Genomic DNA, 20,889 nt, shown 5'->3' on the forward strand with positions numbered 1-20,889 from the left:
TTTACCAGATGGCCTGGGCGGGCAGGAATTAATTCGACGGTCGCCCACCGGGATTGCTTGCAAAGTGTTACAGCATTGAACAACCCACGCCCGGGTTGTTAGGGTGGGCGGCCGAACAGGAGAGCAAGCACATGGATTTCACAGGCAAAACTGCGATTGTCACCGGCGGCGCACGCGGGTTGGGGCTCAGCTATGCACGGGCGCTGGCCCAGGCGGGTGCCCGAGTGGTGATCAGCGACATCGGCGCCGACAGCGTGGGCGCAGGCAGCGACGCTTCGGTGGTGCAGGCGGCGGCCCAGGCGCTGCAAGCCGAAGGGCTGGCGGTGATCGGGCACGGCGGCGACGTGTCCACGGATGAGGGCTGCCGGCAACTGATCGCCTCTGCCATCGAGGCACACGGGCAGCTCGATATCCTGATTCATAACGCCGGCTGGGTCGGTTACCAGAACATTCAAGACCTGGATGCCGCGTTCCTGCAACGCGCCATGGACATCAACCTGTACGCGCCGCTGTGGCTGTGCAAACACGCCTGGCCGCACCTGCTGCGTTCATCTGCGCCGCGCATCATTCTCACCACCTCCGACCGGGCCATGTATGCGCAGTATGAGCAGACCGGCCTGGTGGCCTACAGTGCCGGCAAGATGGCGCAGTTGGGCATCATGAATGCGCTGAGCCATGAGGGCACCGAGGCCGGCATCAAGGTCAATGCGATTTCGCCGGTGGCCAAGACGCGCATGTGGGGCGTCACCGAAGCGCCGGATGAGCTCAAGCCGGAGTGGGTGACGCCGGGGGTGGTGTTTCTTGCTTCCGCGCAGTGCCTGGACACGGGCTACATCCTGCGTGCCAGCAATGGGCAATTCACTGCCACGCGTTTCACTGAAAACCCTGGGGTGGATTACCCGCGAGACCTGGCACGGGTCAGGGCCGGCACTGCTGAAGCCGTTGCCGCTGCGTGGCACCACATCAAACAAGCGTGAACCCTATGACCTCTTTGAGCAAAGCCCCCGCCATGGATAACAACCCCGTTCGTATTACTGCCGAACAGACCCTTTCTGACAACTGGTATGTGTTGAAGAAGTACACCTTTGACCTGCGCCGCCGCGATGGCAGTTGGCAAACCCAGACCCGCGAGGTGTATGACCGGGGCAATGGCGCGACTTTGCTGCTGTACAACCGTGAGCAGCGCACGGTGCTGCTGATTCGCCAGTTTCGTCTGCCTACGTTTGTCAATGATTACCCCGGTTACCTGATCGAAGCGGCGGCGGGGTTGTTGGACAATGCGAGCCCTGAAGAGCGTATTCGCCTGGAGGCTGAGGAAGAGACCGGGTATCGCGTAGGGCATGTGGAGAAGATCTATGCGGCGTTCATGAGCCCGGGGTCGGTGACTGAGCGGGTTCACTTTTTTATGGGTGAGTATCAGCCGGGGGATCGGGTTGGCGCTGGCGGGGGCTGGAGGAGGAGGGGGAGGATATCGAGGTGCTTGAGTTGGGGTTTGAGCAGGCGTTGGGGATGGTGCGCAGTGGGGAGATTGTGGATGGGAAGACCATTATGTTGTTGCAGCATTTGGAGTTGAGGATGTTGAGGGAGGGGTGGTGACGGGGTTGGGTGTCTATCCGTGCCTGCGGTAACGGCCTCCTAGGGTTCCGCTCTTACAGCGGGTCATTATCACGATCAAAAGCCTCGGTAAGGATGTAGGCAAAGCAAAGCGAGGCGACCTGATGCTTGAAGCCGTACTCGGTTCAAATGTGGGAGCTGGCCTGCGAAAGCATCAACTCGGTTTGCCTGACGTACCGAGTTGCCAGCATCGCAGGCAAGCCAGCGCCCACAGAAAAGCACCTCATGGCGGCGGCCCACGGATTCAAGTCGGAGTGCTGGCACACCGAGCCTAAGCGAGGTGTCGAGTGGTGGGGCACGAGCGCTTTTACTTTCAGAAAGACCCAAAAGTAACCCGCTGTAAGAGCGGAACCCATAGTGGCCATCACCCAAATAACGGATAGGTACCCACCCCCCAAACAGCACGTACATCCAATTTTTCCCCACCCCATCCCCCGCAAACTCCCTCATCGCTGAAATTTCAAGGCAGAGGGGCAAACCATGGACCCAGCACTCAAAACCGGGCCCGACGAAGTCGTCACCCTGGTCGTCAAACACCTGATCAAACAAGGCCGCGAAGCCGACTACGAAGCCTGGCTGCGCCGTATCGTGCGCATCGCCGGCGACCGCCCAGGTCACCTCGGCGTGGATGTAGTACGCAGCAAACAGAACGGCCTGGCCCTGTTCACCTGCGTATTGCGCTACCGCTCCACCGATGACCTGGAAACCTGGCTCGACTCGCCCGAGCGCAAAACCCTGATCACCGAAGCCACGCCCATGCTAGCCGACGGCGACAAGACCGAAATCGGTGGCCTCAACGAATTCTGGTTCAACCCCGAGAGCGAAAACGCCGCCAAGCCGCCGCGCTGGAAGCAGGCCGTGGTCACCCTGTGCGTGATCCTGCCGCTGACCTTGCTCGTACCGATTGTGTGGGGCCCGATCCTGCGCCTGCACCCATTCCTGTCCAACTACGTCGTCGCCACCTTCCTGGTGACGGTGACCATCGTGGTGCTGGTGGTCTACCTGCTGATGCCGGCGGCCACCCGTCTGTTCGCTCCCTGGCTCGAAGCCTCTGTAAAGGAAACCCTATGAACGCCGATCTGATCCTGTTCAATGGCCAGTTCCACACTGTGGACCGTGAGAACCCCCGCGCGACCGCCGTCGCCATCCACCAAGGGCGCTTCGTGGCCGTCGGCACCGACGGTGAGGCCATGGCCCTGCGTGGCAGCGCCACCCAGGTGATCGACCTTAAGGGGCGCACGGTGATTCCCGGCCTTAACGACTCGCACCTGCACCTGATCCGTGGCGGGTTGAACTACAACCTCGAACTGCGCTGGGAAGGCGTGCCGTCCCTGGCCGATGCCCTGCGCATGCTCAAGGACCAGGCTGACCGCACCCCCACGCCGCAATGGGTGCGCGTGGTCGGCGGCTGGAACGAATTCCAGTTCGCCGAAAAACGCATGCCCACCCTGGAAGAACTCAACCAGGCCGCGCCGGACACTCCGGTGTTCGTGCTGCATCTGTACGATCGCGCCTTGCTCAACCGCGCTGCCCTGCGCGTGGCCGGTTACACCAAAGACACGCCGAACCCGCCGGGCGGCGAGATTGTGCGTGACAGCAACGGCAACCCCACCGGCATGCTGGTGGCGCGGCCCAACGCAATGATTCTGTATTCGACCCTGGCCAAGGGCCCGAAACTGCCGCTCGAATATCAGGTCAACTCGACCCGCCAGTTTATGCGCGAGCTCAACCGCCTCGGCCTTACCAGCGCCATCGATGCCGGCGGTGGTTTCCAGAACTACCCCGATGACTACGCGGTGATCGAGCAACTGGCCAAGGACGAACAGCTGACGGTGCGCATCGCCTACAACCTGTTCACCCAGAAGCCCAAGGAAGAACTCAGCGACTTCAAGAACTGGACCGGCAGCGTCACCCTGCACCAGGGCGATGACTACCTGCGCCACAACGGCGCCGGCGAAATGCTGGTGTTTTCGGCCGCCGACTTCGAGGACTTCCTGGAGCCGCGCCCCGATCTGCCGCTGACCATGGAGCAGGAACTGGAGCCGGTGGTGCGGCATCTGGTGGAGCAGCGCTGGCCGTTCCGTCTGCACGCCACCTATGACGAATCGATCTCGCGCATGCTCGACGTGTTCGAGAAGGTCAACCGCGACATTCCGTTCAACGGCCTGCCGTGGTTCTTCGACCATGCCGAAACCATCACCCCGCAAAACATCGAGCGGGTGCGCGCCCTCGGCGGTGGTATTGCGATCCAGGACCGCATGGCGTTCCAGGGCGAATACTTTGTGGAGCGTTACGGCGCCAAGGCCGCCGAAGCCACGCCGCCGATCAAGCGCATGCTCGCCGAAGGCGTACCGGTGGGGGCGGGCACCGATGCCACGCGGGTGTCGAGCTACAACCCGTGGACCTCGCTGTACTGGATGGTCAGCGGCCGCACGGTGGGTGGCCTGGAGCTGCACGCCGAAGGCTTGCCGCGCCTGACTGCGCTGGAACTGTTTACCCATGGCAGCGCCTGGTTCTCGTCCGAGCAGGGCAAGAAAGGCCAGATCAAGGTCGGGCAACTGGCGGACGTCGCCGCGCTCTCGGCGGATTTTTTCAGTGTCGATGAAGAAGCCATCAAGTGGATCGAATCGGTGCTGACAGTGGTCGGCGGCAAGGTGGTGTATGGCGCCGGCGACTTCGAGGATTACGCACCGCCGCGTGTGCCGGTGCTGCCGGACTGGTCGCCGGTGGTCAAGGTGCCGGGGCACTGGCGTCCGACTTCACCTTTGCAAGCCCAGGTTCACCAATGCAGCGGCCCTTGCGGCGTGCATTCCCACAGCCATGAAAAGGCCCGGCTTTCCAGCGTACCTGTCAGCGACTTCCAGGGTTTCTGGGGCGCGTTTGGCTGTTCGTGTTTTGCTTTCTGAAAACCCCAAAGGAGTTAACCCATGACTTACTCGCGCTTGAACAAAGATGATGCAGTGGTGCTGTTGGTGGATCACCAGACCGGCTTGATCTCGCTGGTGCAGGATTTCTCCCCCAACGAATTCAAGAACAACGTACTGGCCCTGGCCGACTTGGCGAAGTTCTTCAAGCTGCCGACCATTCTGACCACCAGCTTTGAATCCGGCCCGAATGGCCCGCTGGTGCCCGAGTTGAAAGAGATGTTCCCCGACGCGCCGTACATCCCGCGCCCTGGCCAGATCAACGCCTGGGACAACGAAGACTTCGTCAAGGCAGTCAAGGCTACCGGCCGTAAGCAATTGATCATCGCGGGTGTGGTCACCGACGTTTGCGTGGCGTTCCCAACCTTGTGCGCCCTGGCCGAAGGCTTCGAAGTGTTCGTGGTCACGGATGCTTCCGGTACCTTCAACGAAGCGGTGCAGCGGGCTTCCTGGGCCCGCATGAGCGCAGCGGGCGCGCACTTGGTGAACTGGTTCTCCGTGGCCTGCGAGCTGCAGATCGACTGGCGCAACGACATGGAAGGCCTGGCCAACCTGCTGTCCCAGCGCATCCCCAACTACCGCAACCTGATGAACAGCTACTCGGCATTCACTGCCAAGTAACCGGTTCTGCATGACACCGCTGCTCAAGTGTGGGAGCGGGCTTGCTCGCGAATACGCAGTGTCAGTCGATAGATCAATTGACTGATCCAGCGCATTCGCGAGCAAGCCCGCTCCCACATTTTATTTTGTGGTGTGGCCACTGACAGGCTATAAATCAGCCGATCGTCCACCGAGAAGCGACAATGAACCCCTTCGAAGACATGCGCCTGTTCTGCCAGGTCATGGAGTCCGGCAGCTTTACCGCCGCCGCCGAACAGCTCGGCCTGTCCAAGCAATTTGTCAGCCGCCGCCTGATCCAGCTGGAGGATCGCCTCGGCGTGCGCCTGCTCAACCGCTCCACGCGCCGCCTGGATGTCACGCCCCTGGGGCAGAGTTACTACGAATCGGCCTTGCGCCTGCTCGGTGAAGTCGAGCAAGTGGAGCAGGGCATCGCCGGGCAGAACAGCGAGCCGCGTGGCACCCTGCGCCTCAGTGCGCCGCTGTCGTTTGCCATGGCGCACCTGGGCTGTCTGTTACCGCTGTTTTTGCAGCGCCACCCGCAGGTGTCGGTGGAAGTCGATCTCAGCGACCGCCCCGTGGACCTGATCGGCGAAGGCTATGACCTGGTGCTGCGCATCGGCACCCTGGAAGACTCCACCTTGATTGCCCGCCGTATCGCGAGTATTCCACGGGTGTATTGCGCGAGCCCGGAGTACCTGGCGTTGCGTGGCACCCCGCAAAAACCCGATGACCTCGCCGAGCATGACTGCCTGCCCTACGGCCATGGCCGCCAGGTGCAATGGCGCTTCAAAGGCAAGTTGCAGGCACTGAATGTCAGCGGGCGCATGCGGGTGAATAACGGCGATCTGCTGCGCGATACCGCCATCGCGGGTCTAGGGGTCACGTATTTGCCGACGTTTATCGTCGGCGATGCCTTGAAAGACGGGCGCCTGGTCACCGTACTGGATGACTTCGCCCCCGAGGCCCTGACCCTGTCGGCGGTGTATCCCCAGCACCGGCAAAGCTCACGGCCGGTGCAGGCACTGGTGGAGTTCCTGCGCGAGCGCCTGTCTAGTGGCTGTTGAACAGCTGACGGATCAGGTTCGGCGTGCTGCCGGTCCAGCGCTTGAATGAGCGTCGGAAGTTGGCCGCATCGTTGAAGTTCAGGTATGCGGCCACTTCCTCATTGCTGTAGCCCTTGACCTGATACAGGTGCAACGCCACCTGCTTGCGCACGCGGTCCACCTGTTGCTGATAGCCGGTGTCGTGCTTGTGCAGCTTGCGCTTGAGGGTCGCCGGGCTCATGGCGAAGGCTTGGGCGGCCTGCTCCAGGCTGGGCGGCTGGCGAACCTGATCGCGCAAGTAGTCGTAGAGGCAGTCGAGAAAACTGCCGGCAAAGCCCAACTGTTCGATCTGCTCGCAGGCTTGCCGGCGGGCGACCTGGCCGGCGGTGGCCGATGCGCCGGGCCAGGCATGGGTAAGGTATTCGCGGGGGATGCACAGCATGTCCAGCGGGCGTTCGAAGCGTGTGCCTTCCCCCAGATGCACCCAGTACTGCTCGACATAACGCGGTTCGGCATGGCTGAAACTGCACGCCCAGGGCAGGCGCTCGCCGCTGAGCCATTGGCTCATGGCAACCAGCGAGGTCATGCTGGCCTCCAGCAGGAAGCGCCAGTGCTCGCCGGCACCGCAACTGTCCAGCCAATACAGGTAGGCATGGTGCTCATCCAGCTCCAGCTGCAGGGTGACCAAGGGGCTGAGCAGCACCTGTTGCTGGATCAGGATGTCCAGCGCCTGATGCAGGTTCTGTGCATGGCCCAGGGCATGGCTGGCCGCACCGTAATAGCCGGGTAGCAGGCGCTGGCCAAACAGAAAACTGCTGTCGTCGGCGTCGAGTAATTTACGGCTGTTGCCGATCAACCCAAAAAATTGCTGCGGGCTCAAGCGCGCCTGGCCGGCCAGGATGTCCTCGTGGAACAGCCCGGTGCCGCGCAGCAGGCGATGACTGTCGATGTCACGGGACAAGGCCAGGTCGATCAGCGTGGCGGGTTGGTAATGCCCCGGGATAAAGCGGCTGTCGCTCTCGTACCAACTGGTTTTCACGGCCATCTCAGGCACTTTTCGCCAGTGGTTGCTTGGCCCTGGCGAGCGCCAGGTTCAGGCGCTTGAGCAAGTCGTGGGGCGGTTCATCCAGGGCCATCACCACGGTGGTGGTCGCCGCCAATTGCAGGCGCTCACCGTGCAGCCGGGTTTTGTGGGCCAGGCCGCGTACCGCTTGCTGCAACTCCAGCGCGAGCCCTTGGGCCTGGCGCTCGCCGGTATTGGGCAGCAGCACCACAAAACGGTCGCCGGCCAGACGACACAGCAGGTCCTGGCGGCGCAGGTTGAGCAACAGCAAATGGCTGAGCGCCTGTAACACCGCGTCGCCCTCGGCATGCCCGTAGGCCTGGTTGATGGCGGCGAAATTGTCCAGGTCCAGGGCCAGCAGCGACAGTGGTTGCTGCTGCTCGCGGCTGTCTTGCAGGCTGTCGGCCAGCTGGCGCTTGAGGTAATCGGCGCCGGCCAGGGGCGTGAGTTTGTCGAACAACCGGTGCTCGCGGAACAGCCGCTCGCGCTTCTCCATTTGCGCGCTGATCGCCAGCTGTTCGCGGTGCCAGTGGTAGATGCCGATGGTCAGCAGGATCATGCCCACCGGCATCGGCCCGGACTCCAGCCAGTGGTCCCAGGTGATGCTGTCGGGCAGGCGGATAAATTCGTCGAGGCTGTCGATCCACCACGAGAAAAAGATGCACGACAGGCCCAGCGCCAGGTAATTGGTGACGCGCCCGGCGGGGCGGCTTTTCAGCACCAGCCCCAGCCAGACCAGGGCGAGCAGGGCGGAGCCGCCTTCGCCGAAGATATCCAGCCATACCCATTCGCTGACGGTTTTCAGCTCGCCGCAGGCCAGGTGCAGGATCAGGCCGAGATTGGCGGCGACCAGCAGCAGGATGAGTTTCCAGCGGTGAGGTTTGAGCACGCAAAACATGGCCGCGAGTCCTTGGGTAAATAAGCGATGGGCGCCAGCACAGCAGATGCATGTGACGGTTGCGTGACGCTGGGGGTGGGTCGAATCAGCTCATGGCATAAATACATTTTTCAGACAAACACAGATCCAATGTGGGAGCTGGCTTGCCTGCGAAAGCGCTCTGTCTGCTAGAGCTGGATTAGCTGATCCACCGCTATCGCAGGCAAGCCAGCTCCCACATTGGATTGGAGTCAATTCAGCTCATTTGTTCGCTTCAAGCCCCTCTAAGCCCCGGTTTACAGTGCTTCCCGCCACCCCCTGTCACAGAACCGTCATCCCCCACCCCTAGCTTGCCCTCCCAGTTGCCGGGCCTCTTGCCTGGCGCCAACGGATTCTTGGGGAGGATTGCATGTACAAGCGCACCGGGCTCTTAAGCTTCACGCTTACCGCCTTGGCCCTGGCGATGGCCAGCGAGCGGCTCAATGCAGCCGAGGCGGCCGCCACCGAGCATGTCGAAGTGGTCGGCCAGGCCGCCGCCATCGACCAGGCGCTCAAAGAACAGCGCAGCTCCGACAGCATCAAGAGTGTGGTGCATGCCGACGGCGTGGCCCAGTTGCCGGATGAAAACGTCGCCGAAGCGGTGCAGCGCCTGCCGGGTATCAGCGTGGAACGCGACCAGGGCGAAGGGCGTTTTGTCAGCGTGCGCGGCCTGGGCCCCGACCTCAACAGCGTGACCATCAACGGCACCCTGGTGCCCGCGCCGGAAAGCGCACGGCGTGCCGTGGCCCTTGATGTATTGCCCTCGGAGCTGGTGCAGTCGCTGTCGGTGATCAAGACCCTCACCCCGGACATGGACGCCAATTCCCTCGGCGGCACCGTCGATGTGCAAAGCCTGTCGGCCTTCGATCACAAGGGTCTGTTCTACACCGGCAGCACCGAAGCCAGCTACGACAAGAACACCCACCAGACCAGCCCGAAATTCTCCGGTGCCGCCAGCAACCGCTTCAGCCTCGGCGACGGCATCGATAACTTCGGCGTGGCCGCGGCGCTCAGTTGGCAGAAGCGCGACTTCGGCTCCGACAACGTCGAAACCGGCGGCGCCTGGGACTTCACCGACGGCGCCAAACTCAACGAGTTCGAACAACGCGACTACGACATCAGCCGCGAACGCGCCGGCGGTGGCCTGAACTTCGACTACAAGCCCGATGACCTCAGCAGCTACTACCTGCGCACCCTCTACAGCCGCTACACAGACACTGAAACCCGCAACTCCACCAGCATCGAGTTTGCCGACCCCCAAGCCCCCGGCGAGCTGGGCGATGCCGAGGGCAAGCGCAAGCTGAAGAACCGCGAGGAAACCCAGAAGATCCAGTCCTACGTGTTCGGCGGCGAGCGCATGCTCGGCCTGTGGACCTTAAGCGGCCAGGCCGGCTACAGCCAATCCAGCGAAGACAGCCCGGCCCATATCGCCGGTGCCACCTTCGACGGCGGGGATTTCGCCAACAGCGGCTTTTATGACCAGGACAAACCGCGCCCGATCATCGGTGCCGGCTTCTACGATGCCAGCAACTTCACCCTCGACAAAGTCGATTGGGAAAAACAGAACACCAAGGACACCGAGAAAAACCTGCGTCTGGACCTGGCCCGTGACTATGACCTGAGCGGCTATGCGTCCCAGGTCAAATTCGGCGGCAAGGTCAGCCGCCGTCACAAGGACAACGACCTGGAGGCCTGGGTATACGAAGACTTCGACACCCAGGGCTTTACCGACGACCAACTCAACCTCACGCGGTTCCAGAAGGGCAGCGTCGACTATCGCCTCGGCAATTACGGCCCCGGCATCAGCCCCAGCGCCATCAAGCAGCTGATCGGCAGCCTCAACCCGGCGGACTTTTATGACGCCACCGAATCGCGGGTCAACGACTACACCATCCGCGAAGACATCAACGCCGGCTACCTGATGAACACCCTCGATATCGACGACTGGCGCTTTATTGCCGGCCTGCGTTACGAGGGCACCGAGTTCGAAGCCAAGGGCACCGGCGCCACCGATGGCGTGTTCACTGATACCGCGACCAAGCGCCGATATCACCACTGGCTGCCGGGCCTGCATGCGCGTTACCAGATCAACAAGAACACCCAGTTGCGCGCGGCCTGGACCAAATCCGTGGTGCGCCCGACCTTCGGCCAGCTGGCCCCGGGGTTTGTGATCGACGATGACGAGGCGACCTTCGGCAACCCGGACCTCAAGCCCCTGGAGTCGAGCAACCTGGACCTGGGCATCGAACACTTTATGGGTCGCGCCGGTACCGTGTCGGCGTTCGTGTTCTACAAAGACATCAAAAACTTCGTCTACAACACCGACCTCGCCGGGACCGGCGCCTGGACCAACTTCGCCGAGGCTCACACCTACGCCAACGGCGACAGCGCCAAGCTCTATGGCCTGGAACTGGCTTACTCGCAGAAATTCGACTGGCTGCCGGCGCCCTGGAACGGCCTGCTGATCGGCGCCAACAGCACCTTCAGCCGCTCCAGCGCGGATATCGAAGGCTTCGACGCTGCCAGCGGCACCAACCGTAAACGCAACATCAGCCTGCCCAACCAGTCGGACACCGTCGGCAACCTGATGCTCGGCTGGGAAGACGACAAGCTGAGCCTGCGCCTGTCGGCCAACTACAAGTCGGCCTACCTGTACGAGCTGGCCTCGATCAATGACAAGGCCCACGACCTGCACGTCGACGCGCAGACCTTCGTCGATTTCAGCGCACGCTACTCGCTGACCAAGAACCTGCAAGTCAGCTTCGAGGCCCAGAACCTCACCGACGAGTCGTACTTCGTCTACACCGGCCACCGCAGCTACAACGGCCAATACGAAGAGTACGGCCCCACCTACAAGCTCGGCCTGACCTTCACCCATTTCTGAGCATGTGGGAGCTGGCAGGCCAGCTCCCACATTAGATCTCCATTGTTTTCGAAGGACTTGTTTGTTCATGAGAATTTCCAAGCTGTACCTGCTGATCGCCCTGGCCACCTGTGGCCACGCCATGGCCGCTGATTTGGCCCTGAGCCCCTGGGCCCCCAGCCTGAATGCCGAGGCGGTGGCCTTCCTGCCCAACGGCAGCGAACGCCTGGCCGCCGGCACCCGTGACGGCCTGCAACTGCTCGACAACAAGGGCGCCGAACTGGCGCGTTTCAACGGCAATTTCAGCAGCCTCGACACCCGTGCCGTCGGTGCCCAGGTGCTGGTGGCCAGCCTCGACAATGATCGCCAGCAAGCCCTGCTGATCTACCTGGATACCGCCACCAAAAACTTCGGCAAGCCCCTGTACCTGCCCACCCGCGATTACCCGGTGAACGGCCTGTGCCTGTACCGCGACTCGGCGGCCAACCTGTTTGTGTTTCTGGTGGGTGAGGAGGGCAAGGGCGAGCAATGGCTGGTAGGCAATGGCTCGACACTGCTGACCGAACCCCAGCGCGTACGCGGTGTGCCATTGCCGCCGTCGGCGCAGTTTTGCCAGGTGGATGACGCGTCGAATCAACTGGTGGTGAATGAAGAGAATGTCGGCTGGTGGGCCTACCCGGCGCACCCGGAAGCCGATGTCAAACGCACCCCGGTGGCCCTGTTCGACAACCCCAAGCGTGAGGCCGGCGCCATGGCGCTGGTGCCGGGCGGTGTGGTCACGCTGGACCCGAAGACCGCGCAACTGCACCTGTTCCAGCAAACCGGCGAGCGCTGGGTGGAGCAAGCGAGCCTGAGCCTGCCCGGCCTGAAAGAGCCAGAACAACTGGCGGTCAACGGCCGGCAGTTGCTGGTGCGTGACGACGACAGCGGCAAGCTGTACCAGGCCACGCTTGGCTGGCAGGCCAAGCCGGTCGCGGCGGCGCCGGTGCTGCCGGAAGTCGCGGCGCTGCGCCAGAGCGACCCGGTCGGCCGTCAGGGGGATGCGGCAGATGACCCGGCGATCTGGATAAACCCCGCGCAACCGGCACATAGCCGCGTGCTCGGCACCAACAAGAAGCAGGGCCTGCTGACCTATGACCTCGATGGTAAGCTGTTGCAGGAACTGGCGGTGGGCCGGCTCAACAACGTTGATGTACGTCCCAACTTCAAGCTCGGCCAGCAAACGGTCGACCTGGCCGTGGCGAGCAATCGCGATCACAACAGCCTGAGCCTGTTCAGCATTGACCGTCAGAGCGGCGAGCTGCGCGAAGCGGGTGAAGTCTCCACGCCGCTCAAGGAAATTTACGGCATCTGCCTGTTCCAGCCGACCAGCGGTGAGATCTACGCGATTGCCAACGGCAAGGACGGCACCTTTTTGCAATACCGCCTGAGCGCGCCGGACGGCCGTGTGCAGGGCGAGCTGGTGCGCCAGTTCAAGGTCGACAGCCAGCCCGAAGGCTGTGTGGCCGACGACCAGCGCCAGCGCCTGTTTATCGGCGAGGAAGACGTGGGCGTATGGGCCGTGGATGCCCGCGCCGACCAGCCGGCAACCCTGACCAGCGTGATCAAGGTTGGCGCGCAATTGCATGCGGACGTCGAGGGGCTGGCGCTGTATCAGAGCGACAAACGCGATTACCTGGTGATCTCCAGCCAAGGCAATGACAGCTACCTGGTGGTGGATGCCGAACCACCGTTTGCCGCGCACGGCGCTTTCCGCGTTGGCCTGAACGCCGCCGCCGGCATCGATGGTGCCTCGGAAACCGACGGCCTGGAAGTGACCGCCATCAACCTTGGCGGGCCATGGAACCAGGGCATGCTGGTGGTGCAGGACGGCCGCAAGCGCATGCCCGAGCAAACCCAGAACTTCAAGTTTGTGCCTTGGGCCGATGTGACCCGCGGCCTGAAATTGCCCTGAGCCGTCATCACTCGGTCATCAGTTTTCATTCGAATAGGAGATCCACCATGCACGCGACGATGGAACATATGACGATCTGGGGCCTTATCAGCGACGCCAGCCTGTTGGTCAAGGCCGTGATGGTCACCTTGCTGCTGGCGTCATTGCTCAGCTGGTACCTGATCATCCAGCGCGGCGGCGTATTGCGCCGCCTGGAGCGCCAGATGAACGCCTTTACCCAGCGCTTTCGTGCAGCGCCCGACTTGCAGGTGCTGTACCGCGAAACCGTGCAAGCGGGCGAGGCTGGCGTCGCGCCGATTTTTCTCGCCGGCGTGCAGGAATACCAGCACCTGCATAACCATGACCCGGCGGTGCTGGAAGGCGTGGAGCGCGCCTTGCAGGTGGCGATCACCGAGCAGGAAGTCGAGTTGGAAAAGGGCCTGCAATTTCTTGCGACGGTGGGGTCGGTCAGCCCCTACATCGGCCTGTTCGGCACGGTGTGGGGCATCATGAATTCGTTCCTGGGGCTGTCCCAGGTGCAGCAGGCGACCTTGTCCACCGTCGCGCCGGGCATTGCCGAAGCGCTGATCGCCACGGCCATCGGCCTGTTTGCCGCCATCCCTGCGGTGATCGCCTATAACCGTTTTGCGGCGCGCAGCCAGACCTTGCTGACCCGCTACTACGCCTTCGGCAACGAGCTGCAAGTGCGTTTGCACCGCACCCTGCGCGGTACGCCGATCAACCTGGCCGCGGCCGCCTGAACAGGAGCGCTCCCATGCTAGTAAGGCCGCAACGCAAGCACGGGCCCAAGGCCGAGATGAACGTGGTGCCGTATATCGACGTGATGCTGGTGCTGCTGGTGATCTTTATGGTTACTGCGCCGATGCTGACCCAGGGGGTGAAAATCGACCTGCCCAAGGTCGCCGCCGAGGCACTGGCCACCGACACCCGTCAGCAGATTCTGACGCTGTCGGTAAAGGCCGATGGCGGTTACTACTGGAACCTGGGCGCTGAACTCGACACCCGGCACCAGACCGACAGCGCCGTGACCCTGGATGAAATGGGTGCCAAGGTCATGCAAGTGGTGGCGGCCCGCAGCGACACCCAGGTGTACATCCGCGCCGACGATAACGCCGGTTATGGCCGCGTGGTGGCCGCCATGGCGGTGCTGCAAAAAGGCGGTGTAAGCAACCTGGGGCTGGTGACCGAGGCCCCGCAATGACGGCGATGATCATGCACAGCCCAACGCTTGCGATGGCGCCCCGGGACAACGCCGGGTTCTGGAGAAACAGCGTTGCTGCAAGCCTGGCGGTGGCCCTGCACGTGGGCGTGCTGGCAGTGCTGATGCTGGGCTGGGCACCGCAGGAACCGGCAGTGGAGGCGCCACGGGTGATGCACACCCAACTGGTGATGATGCCCCCGGCGCCTGCCCCGGCGCCAGAGCCGGTGGCCGTTGCGCCGCCACCGCCGGAACCGGTCGCGATACCGGTTCCGGTGAAGCCCAGCGTCGACCCACAGATCCAGGCGCAAAAACTCGAGAAGGCCGCCCTGGCGCGCAAGCGGGTCGAGGAAAGGCAAGTCGAGCAACAGCAGCAGCGCCTGGCCACCGAACAACGCAACCGTGAGCTTGCGCAACAGCGCCTGGCCGAACAACGCCTGGCAGCGGAAAAAGCCCGCGCCGCCACACCCGTGCCCGCCCCGACACCGGCCTTCGACACCCGCCAGTACCAACCCTTGAGCAAGGAGGCCCCGGACTACCCCGAGCGCGCCCTGGACAAGAACATCGAAGGCGACTGCTCGGTGGAGTACACCGTGAACCCACAAGGCCGCGTGGAAAACCCCAAGGTGCTGGACGGCTGCCACCCGCTGTTTATCCGACCGTCACTGGCGGCGGCGAACACCTTCCGCTACCAGCCAAGAATCGTTGACGGCAAGCCCGTGGCCGTGCCGGCGGTGCGCAATACCTTCCACTACCGCATCAAGTGATGCCTCACCCACGAGCCAATGTGGGAGCGGGCTTGCTCGCGAAAGCGGGGTGTCAGTCAGCAGATCTGATACTGACACACCGCTTTCACGAGCAAGCCCGCTCCCACATTTTGACCTTTATCAGGCGTTATGAATTCGCCAGGTTCGCCAGCGTCCGGCCGTCGATATACCGCTCCAGATTCGCCAGAAAGGTATCCGCAATCTCGTTGCGGCTATTGGTCGAAATCGCCGACGTATGCGGCGACAGCCTCACCCTTGGGTGGGTGTACAACGGATGCCCATCCGGCAGTGGCTCCGGCTCGGTCACGTCCAGCGACGCGAGCCCGATCTGCCCGTTATCCAGCGCTTCCAACAGCGCCGCCTGATCCAGCAGGCCGCCCCGTGCGATGTTGATCAAGTGCAACCCCGGCTTGGCGCTGCCCAGCACGTCACGGTTGATGATATGCCGGGTGGCTTCGGTCAGCGGGGCGGCCACCACCAGGTGGTCGGCGCGGGCGAACAGGTCGTGGATATCCGTGGCGGCTTCTACGCCTTCGACGCCAAATGGCGCCTGGCTTTGCCGCAAAGCCACGACCTTGATCCCGAGTGCCAGGGCCTTGTGCGCCAGGCTTGCGCCAATCGCGCCAAACCCGAGGATGCCCAGGGTGGTGCCCTTGAGCGGGCGCAGGGGGGTGAAATTCCACTGCGCGTCCTTCACCCAGATATCCGGCAAGTGCTTGGACGCGGCAAAGATCGCCGCCAGGGCGAATTCGGCCAGGTTATCGGCCGCGCTGCCGCGAGAGGTGGTCACCGGTGGGCCGTTGAACAGCCAGTGCGGGTAAAAGTCGATGCCCGACGAGACCAGATGCACCCATTGCGCGCCGTATGGCCAGCCCGGTGGCGGGGTGTCCGGGGCGGTGTAGCCGCGCACGTTGATCGGGCGCAGCAACAGGATATTGGCCTGCGGCGGCAGGTCGCTCGGCACGCCTGCGGGTACGCCGATCACCTGGGCGTCGGGCCGGATCGCGGCTAGGCGCTCGCGAAGTACGTCGTTGTAATCTTCGTCCAACTGGCTGGCAATAATCACCTGACTCATGTGCGTTCCTTCTGGCGTTGGGCGAACACGCTTTTGCCGACGCCTTGCAGCACGGCGTCGTTCTGTGGGGTATGCACGCGGCTGCACAACACGTCGCGGTAATGCCGTTGCAGCGGGCTATGGCGCGACAGGCCGGGGTTGCCGGAGGCCTCGATGGCCAGCTCGACCGCACGGATAGCATTGTTGGTCACCAGGTACTTCAACTGCGCGGCGTTGGCCGCCGGGGTGTGGCCTTCGGCGGCGGCGTCGAGCAGGCTGCGGTTGGCAAACAGCAGGGTGTCGATATGGCCGACGGTTTCCTGAAAACGCGGCAACGTCGACAGCGCGGCGCCGAGGTTGGACGGCTTGCGCGCCTCCAGCCAATTCACCAGCCAGTCCCGTGCAGCCTGGGCCACTGCGTCATACACCGACGACAGCAATACCGACATCCACAGGAACCCGTCGCCATCCAGCTCCGGCTGCGGCGCGCTCCAGGGGCTCACGCTGACGGCGTGGTCGAGAGGTACCAGCACATTGTCGAGCACCACTTCATGGCTGCAGGTGGCGCGCATGCCCAAGTGGTCCCAGGTGTCGATGATGCTCACCCCCGGGCTGTCCTTGGGCACCAGCCAGGCGCCCACCAGCGGGTCGGCGTCATCGCTGCGCGCCCATACGCTGAACCAGCTCAGGCCATGGCTGCCAGTGGAGTAGATCTTGCGCCCGCTGATGCGCCAGCCTTCGGCCGTACGCACGGCGGTGGTCGCCGGCAACCCGCCTCGCGCCGGAGTGCCGAGGTCGGGTTCGACGCGCAGTGCGTTGATCAAAGCGCCATGGCGTACCGCGTCCTCGGCGACCTGTACACGCAGGTGCTGAGGCCAGGTTTTGCTGTCTTGCAGACGGGTGTGCTGCAGGTACTGCATCACCAGAATCAGCGCGGTGGACGGCTCACCCTTGGCAATCGCACTGATCGCCTTGCGCGCCTGGGGCAGGCTGGCACCACCGCCGCCCAGGGCCTTGGGCACGGTGAGGGCCACCAGGCCGTGCTCCTGCAGCAGCTTGAAGTTGGCGTGGGGGAAGGCGCCGCTCTCGTCATACAGGTGCGCGGTGCTCGCCAGCTCGGCGCTGAGGCGTTCGAGCAGGGCTTCGAAGTTGGCGACTTCTACGGAGCGTAGAGACGGTTGGGTCATAAGAATGTACTCGGTAAAAATGTGGGAGCGGGCTTGCTCGCGAATGCGGTGGTTCAGTTAATAAATATGTTTTCTGACATACCGCATTCGCGAGCAAGCCCGCTCCCACAGGGGATTGTGGTCTCAGATAGCGATGCGCACAGGCTGCTGGCCCAACAAGCGCTCCACCACCTGCAACACCGGCTCGGCCTCTGTGCGCACCAACCAGTCCGGGCTCACTTCCACGTACGCCACGGTGCCGTCCCCGGCGATCACCACCACGGTCGGTTGCGGCAACTCCCAGGTGCCGGTGCCGGTGGTTTCACCAATGTGGTTGCCCTTGGCCAACGCAGCATTGCGTGAAGCCTCGTCGAAGCTGTAGAGGATGCCCAGGCGGCGCCCGAGGTTGTTGTCGGGGTCACTGGCCACCAGCAATGGCAAGGTGTGGCGGGTCTTGATCTCCACCAGGCGTTCAGGCACTTGCGGGCTCACTGCCACCAGCGGCACTCCCAGCTCACGCAGGCGCGGATAGAGTTGGCGCGCGTAATAGGGCAGGGCGATGTTGCACGCCGGGCACCCGGCAAAGCGGAAAAAAATCAGCACCGCCGGGCCGTCGGCCAGCAACAGGTCACGGCTGAGCTCGCCGCCTTCCACGTTAAGCAACGTGAACGGGTCCAGTTCATCGCCGACCTGCACGTAGTCCTCAGGCCGTGCTTCATCGACCAGGCGCTGGCGCTGGTCGATATTGATCTGCAACGCCGCCGGTGCCCAGGTGGCTACGCGCTCGGCATGCAGGTCGGCCAATTGGCGGTTGAGGGATTCGCTCATGCCAGCGCCTCCTGTGCTTCTTCAACCTCGGCGGCGACGCTGTTGCGGTTGGCTGGCACCTCCAGGCCGAGGTTGTCGCGCAGGGTGTGGCCGGTGTACTCGGTGCGGAACAGACCGCGCTGTTGCAGCACCGGCACCACCAGTTCGGTGAAGTATTGCAAGCCGTCCGGCAGCACCGAATTGATGATGAACCCATCGCTGGCGCCGCGCTCGAACCAAGTCTGGATCGCATCGGCGACCTGCTCCGGGGTGCCGACAAAATCACGTTTGGGGCGTGAGAAACGCAGCGCCACTTCGCGCAGGGTCAGGCCCTCGTCCCTGGCCAGTTGCTTGATGCGGTCGGAGCCGCCTTTCTGGCTGTTGGAACCCAGGTCGCCGAGCTCCGGGAAGGGTTCGTCCAGCGGGTATTTGCTGAAATCATGGTCATTGAATGGACGGCCGAGCGCAACGATCGCGTCTTCCACGGTGACCAGCTCCACCGCCTGCTGATAGCGGCTTTCCACCTCGGCCTCATCGCGCCCCACAATCGGGCGGATACCCGGCAGGATCGACAGGCTGTCGGGGTCACGGCCAAAGCCTTTGGCGCGGCGTTTCAGGTCCTGGGTGTAGGCCAGGCCTTCCTCAATGCTTTCCACATGCACAAAGATTGCGTCGGAGTTCTGCGCCGCGAAATTGCGCCCGTCTTCCGAAGTGCCCGCCTGGAAAATCACCGGTTGGCCCTGGCGCGAACGCGCGATATTCAGCGGGCCCTTGACCGAGAAAAACTCGCCCTTGTGATTCAGCGCATGCAGCTTGCTCGGGGTAAAAAACTCGCCGCTTTGCTTGTTATAGGCAAAGGCGTCGTCTTCCCAGGAGTCCCACAGGCCCTTGACCACGTTCAAGTGCTCCTTGGCGATGCGGTAGCGCACGGCGTGCGGCGGGTGCTCGGCTTTGCCGAAGTTGTCGGCGGTGCCGCTCAGCCAGGAGGTGACCACGTTCCAGCCGGCGCGGCCGCCGCTGATATGGTCCAGGGACGAGAACTGACGCGCCACCTGGTAGGGCTCGGTGTAGCTGACGGTCACGGTGGCCACCAGGCCGATATTCGTGGTCAACGCGGCGAGGGCCGAGAGAATGGTCAGCGGCTCGAAGCGGTTCAGGTAGTGCGGGCTGGATTTGGCGTGGATATGCAGGCTGTCGGCGATAAACACGAAGTCGAATTTGGCGGCTTCGGCCAGTTCAGTCTGCTGCTTGTAGAAACCGAAGCTGGTGCTGGCATTCGGTTGGGCGTTCGGGTGGCGCCATTCGCCCCAGCCGTGGCCGACTCCGTGGACCATTGCACCCAATTTCAGATGGCGTGGCTTGCTCATGTTCTGCTCCTGTATCAGCGCGATGCTTGGGAAAGTGGGACACGCTTGGCGTTAAAGCTCTTGTCGAAGCCCTGGGACACGTCGATGTGCTTGGTCAGCAGGCCTTCTTGTTGGTAGGTGTCGGCGGTCGCTTGCAAACCGCGGATAACTGAATCGTCGATGGCCACCGGGGTCAGGCGAGTGTCCTTGGCCACTTCCACATGCACCGCCAGCGGCAGGCCGGTGATCTTGGCCTGGGCGGCGGCGTATTCATTGGGATGGGTGTTGGCCCAGGCGTAGGCGCGGTCCAGCCGCGCAACAAAATCGTCCAGCTGCGGGCGCTTGTCGGCGATGGCCTGGCTGGTGGCGGCGAGGTACAGGTGATTGCTCAACAGCTGGTTGCCGCTGATCAGCACGCGCGCCTGGCTTTGCGAGGTGACCACGGTGGTGTACGGGTCCCAAGTGGCCCAGGCGTCGGCGGTGCCGTTATCCAGCACCAGGCGCGACTCGCTGGGCAGCAGGAAAATGAACTGCACATCCTGGGTGGTCAGCCCGGCGCTGGCCAGGGCCTTGATTGCCAGGTAGTGCCCGATGGACCCACGCCCGGTGACGATCTTCTTGCCCTTGAGGTCGGCCACCGTCTTGATCGGCGAATCCTTGGGCACCAGCACGGCGGTGGTGTTACGCCCTTCGGCGTGGATGATGCTGACCACCTTGAGCGACGCGCCGGCGCCGAGGGCGAACACGTAAGGCGCATCGCCCAAGGCGCCGATATCCACAGCGCCGGCATTCAGGGCTTCGCCCAGAGGCGAGGCGGACGGGAATTCCGACCACTGGATTTCATAGGGCACATTTTTGCTTTCGCCGGAGACCTCCAGCAGCGCCTTGATCGTGGATTTCTGATTGGCCACCCGCAGCGGTTGCAGGTCGGCAGCGTGGGCGGCAGACGCCAGGCCAAGGGCCAGGGCGGTACCCAGGAGCAGGCGTTTGAATGGGGTGCTAAAGACCATGGGATGCAGGCTCCAGGCAGATCTAAAAAGGGCTTTGGTTACCTCCGCCTGGAGAAGGGGTCGGTGAGGGGTTAACGTTATTCCCATAAAAACTCGCTGTGAAGTTCTTTTTGGTTATAAGTTAATTATTAAAATAATTGATTATGTATTGTCTGATTATTCTCTAAATGCATTTGGTGGTATGCCGCGTGCCACTGCGAAAATCCCGTCCATGCGCCAATGTTCATTGCGATGGCGTGGGTCATCCGCCCATTCATCCCAGCCGGAATCCCGTCGGTACTGGCCGAGCAGGCCCGCTTCACGCACCGCCACCGGGTCGGGATGGCGCAGTTGCTCAACGTCCGGGTCGACGTACAGCGCGTCGCTGCTGCAATACAACTCGCACATGAAACAGGTCTGGCACGCCTGCTGCTCGGCGATGCGCAGCGTGCCCTGGGCGTTCAGCGCCAGCACATTGGTGGGGCACACCGCGACGCACTGGCCGCAGCCGTTGCACAGGTCGGAGTAGATCAGTTCGAGCATGGTTGGAGTCCTCGCCACAGG

Annotated in this window: 18 protein-coding genes and 1 pseudogene; 11 read left to right on the forward strand and 8 right to left on the reverse strand. The window is 63.0% G+C overall.

Features of this window, described 5'->3' with window-relative positions:
• Window positions 1-131: 131 nt before the first annotated feature.
• The 6 genes and pseudogenes from LRS56_09025 to LRS56_09050 all read left to right on the forward strand — a co-directional run bounded on the left by LRS56_09025 (window position 132) and on the right by LRS56_09050 (window position 6,223).
• Complete coding sequence (locus tag LRS56_09025) at window positions 132-977, forward strand: SDR family NAD(P)-dependent oxidoreductase (protein ID WDU64587.1); 846 nt, start codon at window positions 132-134, stop codon at window positions 975-977.
• 32 nt (window positions 978-1,009) lie between these two features.
• A pseudogene (locus tag LRS56_09030) lies at window positions 1,010-1,596 on the forward strand (NUDIX domain-containing protein).
• 498 nt (window positions 1,597-2,094) lie between these two features.
• Window positions 2,095-2,685, forward strand: a complete 591-nt coding sequence (locus LRS56_09035; protein WDU64588.1) for an antibiotic biosynthesis monooxygenase — start codon at window positions 2,095-2,097, stop codon at window positions 2,683-2,685.
• Window positions 2,682-4,520, forward strand: coding sequence for an amidohydrolase (locus LRS56_09040; protein ID WDU64589.1), 1,839 nt, complete (start codon window positions 2,682-2,684; stop codon window positions 4,518-4,520). Before LRS56_09035 ends, LRS56_09040 begins: the two co-directional genes overlap by 4 nt.
• A gap of 21 nt (window positions 4,521-4,541) precedes the next feature.
• On the forward strand, window positions 4,542-5,159 hold the full coding sequence (locus LRS56_09045; GenBank protein ID WDU64590.1) for a hydrolase: 618 nt from the start codon (window positions 4,542-4,544) through the stop codon (window positions 5,157-5,159).
• Window positions 5,160-5,341: 182 nt separating this feature from the next.
• Entirely contained in the window at window positions 5,342-6,223 is an 882-nt protein-coding gene (locus tag LRS56_09050; GenBank protein ID WDU64591.1) for a LysR family transcriptional regulator, read from the forward strand.
• Here LRS56_09050 and LRS56_09055 read toward each other — a convergent pair.
• Window positions 6,210-7,247, reverse strand: a complete 1,038-nt coding sequence (locus tag LRS56_09055) for an AraC family transcriptional regulator ligand-binding domain-containing protein (GenBank protein WDU64592.1) — start codon at window positions 7,245-7,247, stop codon at window positions 6,210-6,212. The genes LRS56_09050 and LRS56_09055 overlap by 14 nt on opposite strands.
• Window position 7,248: 1 nt before the next feature.
• A complete protein-coding gene (locus LRS56_09060; GenBank protein ID WDU64593.1) occupies window positions 7,249-8,163 on the reverse strand; it encodes a GGDEF domain-containing protein in 915 nt (304 codons plus the stop codon).
• A gap of 388 nt (window positions 8,164-8,551) precedes the next feature.
• On the opposite strand from LRS56_09060, the gene LRS56_09065 reads away from it, so the two are divergent.
• The 5 genes from LRS56_09065 (at window position 8,552) to LRS56_09085 (ending at window position 14,963) form a co-directional block, all read left to right on the forward strand.
• Window positions 8,552-11,065: a TonB-dependent receptor gene (locus tag LRS56_09065; protein WDU64594.1), complete on the forward strand. Its 2,514-nt coding sequence runs from the start codon at window positions 8,552-8,554 to the stop codon at window positions 11,063-11,065.
• 67 nt (window positions 11,066-11,132) lie between these two features.
• On the forward strand, window positions 11,133-12,998 hold the full coding sequence (locus tag LRS56_09070) for a phytase (protein ID WDU64595.1): 1,866 nt from the start codon (window positions 11,133-11,135) through the stop codon (window positions 12,996-12,998).
• Window positions 12,999-13,045: 47 nt separating this feature from the next.
• Window positions 13,046-13,738, forward strand: a complete 693-nt coding sequence (tolQ, locus tag LRS56_09075) for a protein TolQ (GenBank protein WDU64596.1) — start codon at window positions 13,046-13,048, stop codon at window positions 13,736-13,738.
• Between the two features lie 14 nt (window positions 13,739-13,752).
• Window positions 13,753-14,199 (forward strand): protein TolR, encoded by a 447-nt coding sequence (gene tolR / locus LRS56_09080; GenBank protein WDU64597.1) that lies wholly within the window; start codon window positions 13,753-13,755, stop codon window positions 14,197-14,199.
• The gene (locus LRS56_09085; GenBank protein WDU64598.1) at window positions 14,196-14,963 is read left to right on the forward strand and encodes an energy transducer TonB; all 768 of its coding nucleotides are present in this window, start codon (window positions 14,196-14,198) and stop codon (window positions 14,961-14,963) included. Before tolR ends, LRS56_09085 begins: the two co-directional genes overlap by 4 nt.
• 127 nt (window positions 14,964-15,090) lie before the next feature.
• Here LRS56_09085 and LRS56_09090 read toward each other — a convergent pair whose 3' ends face one another.
• The 6 genes from LRS56_09090 to LRS56_09115 form a co-directional block, all read right to left on the reverse strand.
• Window positions 15,091-16,038 carry a D-isomer specific 2-hydroxyacid dehydrogenase family protein gene (locus LRS56_09090; protein WDU64599.1) on the reverse strand — a complete coding sequence of 316 codons (948 nt, stop codon included), beginning with the start codon at window positions 16,036-16,038 and terminating at the stop codon, window positions 15,091-15,093.
• Complete coding sequence (locus LRS56_09095; GenBank protein ID WDU64600.1) at window positions 16,035-17,204, reverse strand: acyl-CoA/acyl-ACP dehydrogenase; 1,170 nt, start codon at window positions 17,202-17,204, stop codon at window positions 16,035-16,037. Before LRS56_09095 ends, LRS56_09090 begins: the two co-directional genes overlap by 4 nt.
• A gap of 123 nt (window positions 17,205-17,327) precedes the next feature.
• Window positions 17,328-18,011, reverse strand: a complete 684-nt coding sequence (locus tag LRS56_09100; GenBank protein ID WDU64601.1) for a peroxiredoxin-like family protein — start codon at window positions 18,009-18,011, stop codon at window positions 17,328-17,330.
• Window positions 18,008-19,357: an LLM class flavin-dependent oxidoreductase gene (locus LRS56_09105; protein WDU64602.1), complete on the reverse strand. Its 1,350-nt coding sequence runs from the start codon at window positions 19,355-19,357 to the stop codon at window positions 18,008-18,010. Before LRS56_09105 ends, LRS56_09100 begins: the two co-directional genes overlap by 4 nt.
• A gap of 14 nt (window positions 19,358-19,371) precedes the next feature.
• Complete coding sequence (locus LRS56_09110; GenBank protein WDU64603.1) at window positions 19,372-20,346, reverse strand: ABC transporter substrate-binding protein; 975 nt, start codon at window positions 20,344-20,346, stop codon at window positions 19,372-19,374.
• 156 nt (window positions 20,347-20,502) lie between these two features.
• On the reverse strand, window positions 20,503-20,868 hold the full coding sequence (locus tag LRS56_09115) for a 4Fe-4S binding protein (protein ID WDU64604.1): 366 nt from the start codon (window positions 20,866-20,868) through the stop codon (window positions 20,503-20,505).
• Window positions 20,869-20,889: the final 21 nt, after the last annotated feature.

The sequence above is a fragment of the Pseudomonas poae genome (assembly GCA_028869255.1).
In the GTDB taxonomy this organism is placed as follows: domain Bacteria; phylum Pseudomonadota; class Gammaproteobacteria; order Pseudomonadales; family Pseudomonadaceae; genus Aquipseudomonas; species Aquipseudomonas poae_C.

What these genes read in the sequence shown, in the direction of transcription:
- LRS56_09025 (WDU64587.1), top strand. Translation starts at nt 132, where the DNA reads ATGGATTTCACAGGCAAAACTGCGATTGTCACCGGCGGCGCACGCGGG.
- LRS56_09035 (WDU64588.1), top strand. Translation starts at nt 2,095, where the DNA reads ATGGACCCAGCACTCAAAACCGGGCCCGACGAAGTCGTCACCCTGGTC.
- LRS56_09040 (WDU64589.1), top strand. Translation starts at nt 2,682, where the DNA reads ATGAACGCCGATCTGATCCTGTTCAATGGCCAGTTCCACACTGTGGAC.
- LRS56_09045 (WDU64590.1), top strand. Translation starts at nt 4,542, where the DNA reads ATGACTTACTCGCGCTTGAACAAAGATGATGCAGTGGTGCTGTTGGTG.
- LRS56_09050 (WDU64591.1), top strand. Translation starts at nt 5,342, where the DNA reads ATGAACCCCTTCGAAGACATGCGCCTGTTCTGCCAGGTCATGGAGTCC.
- LRS56_09055 (WDU64592.1), bottom strand. Translation starts at nt 7,247, where the DNA reads ATGGCCGTGAAAACCAGTTGGTACGAGAGCGACAGCCGCTTTATCCCG.
- LRS56_09060 (WDU64593.1), bottom strand. Translation starts at nt 8,163, where the DNA reads ATGTTTTGCGTGCTCAAACCTCACCGCTGGAAACTCATCCTGCTGCTG.
- LRS56_09065 (WDU64594.1), top strand. Translation starts at nt 8,552, where the DNA reads ATGTACAAGCGCACCGGGCTCTTAAGCTTCACGCTTACCGCCTTGGCC.
- LRS56_09070 (WDU64595.1), top strand. Translation starts at nt 11,133, where the DNA reads ATGAGAATTTCCAAGCTGTACCTGCTGATCGCCCTGGCCACCTGTGGC.
- tolQ (WDU64596.1), top strand. Translation starts at nt 13,046, where the DNA reads ATGCACGCGACGATGGAACATATGACGATCTGGGGCCTTATCAGCGAC.
- tolR (WDU64597.1), top strand. Translation starts at nt 13,753, where the DNA reads ATGCTAGTAAGGCCGCAACGCAAGCACGGGCCCAAGGCCGAGATGAAC.
- LRS56_09085 (WDU64598.1), top strand. Translation starts at nt 14,196, where the DNA reads ATGACGGCGATGATCATGCACAGCCCAACGCTTGCGATGGCGCCCCGG.
- LRS56_09090 (WDU64599.1), bottom strand. Translation starts at nt 16,038, where the DNA reads ATGAGTCAGGTGATTATTGCCAGCCAGTTGGACGAAGATTACAACGAC.
- LRS56_09095 (WDU64600.1), bottom strand. Translation starts at nt 17,204, where the DNA reads ATGACCCAACCGTCTCTACGCTCCGTAGAAGTCGCCAACTTCGAAGCC.
- LRS56_09100 (WDU64601.1), bottom strand. Translation starts at nt 18,011, where the DNA reads ATGAGCGAATCCCTCAACCGCCAATTGGCCGACCTGCATGCCGAGCGC.
- LRS56_09105 (WDU64602.1), bottom strand. Translation starts at nt 19,357, where the DNA reads ATGAGCAAGCCACGCCATCTGAAATTGGGTGCAATGGTCCACGGAGTC.
- LRS56_09110 (WDU64603.1), bottom strand. Translation starts at nt 20,346, where the DNA reads ATGGTCTTTAGCACCCCATTCAAACGCCTGCTCCTGGGTACCGCCCTG.
- LRS56_09115 (WDU64604.1), bottom strand. Translation starts at nt 20,868, where the DNA reads ATGCTCGAACTGATCTACTCCGACCTGTGCAACGGCTGCGGCCAGTGC.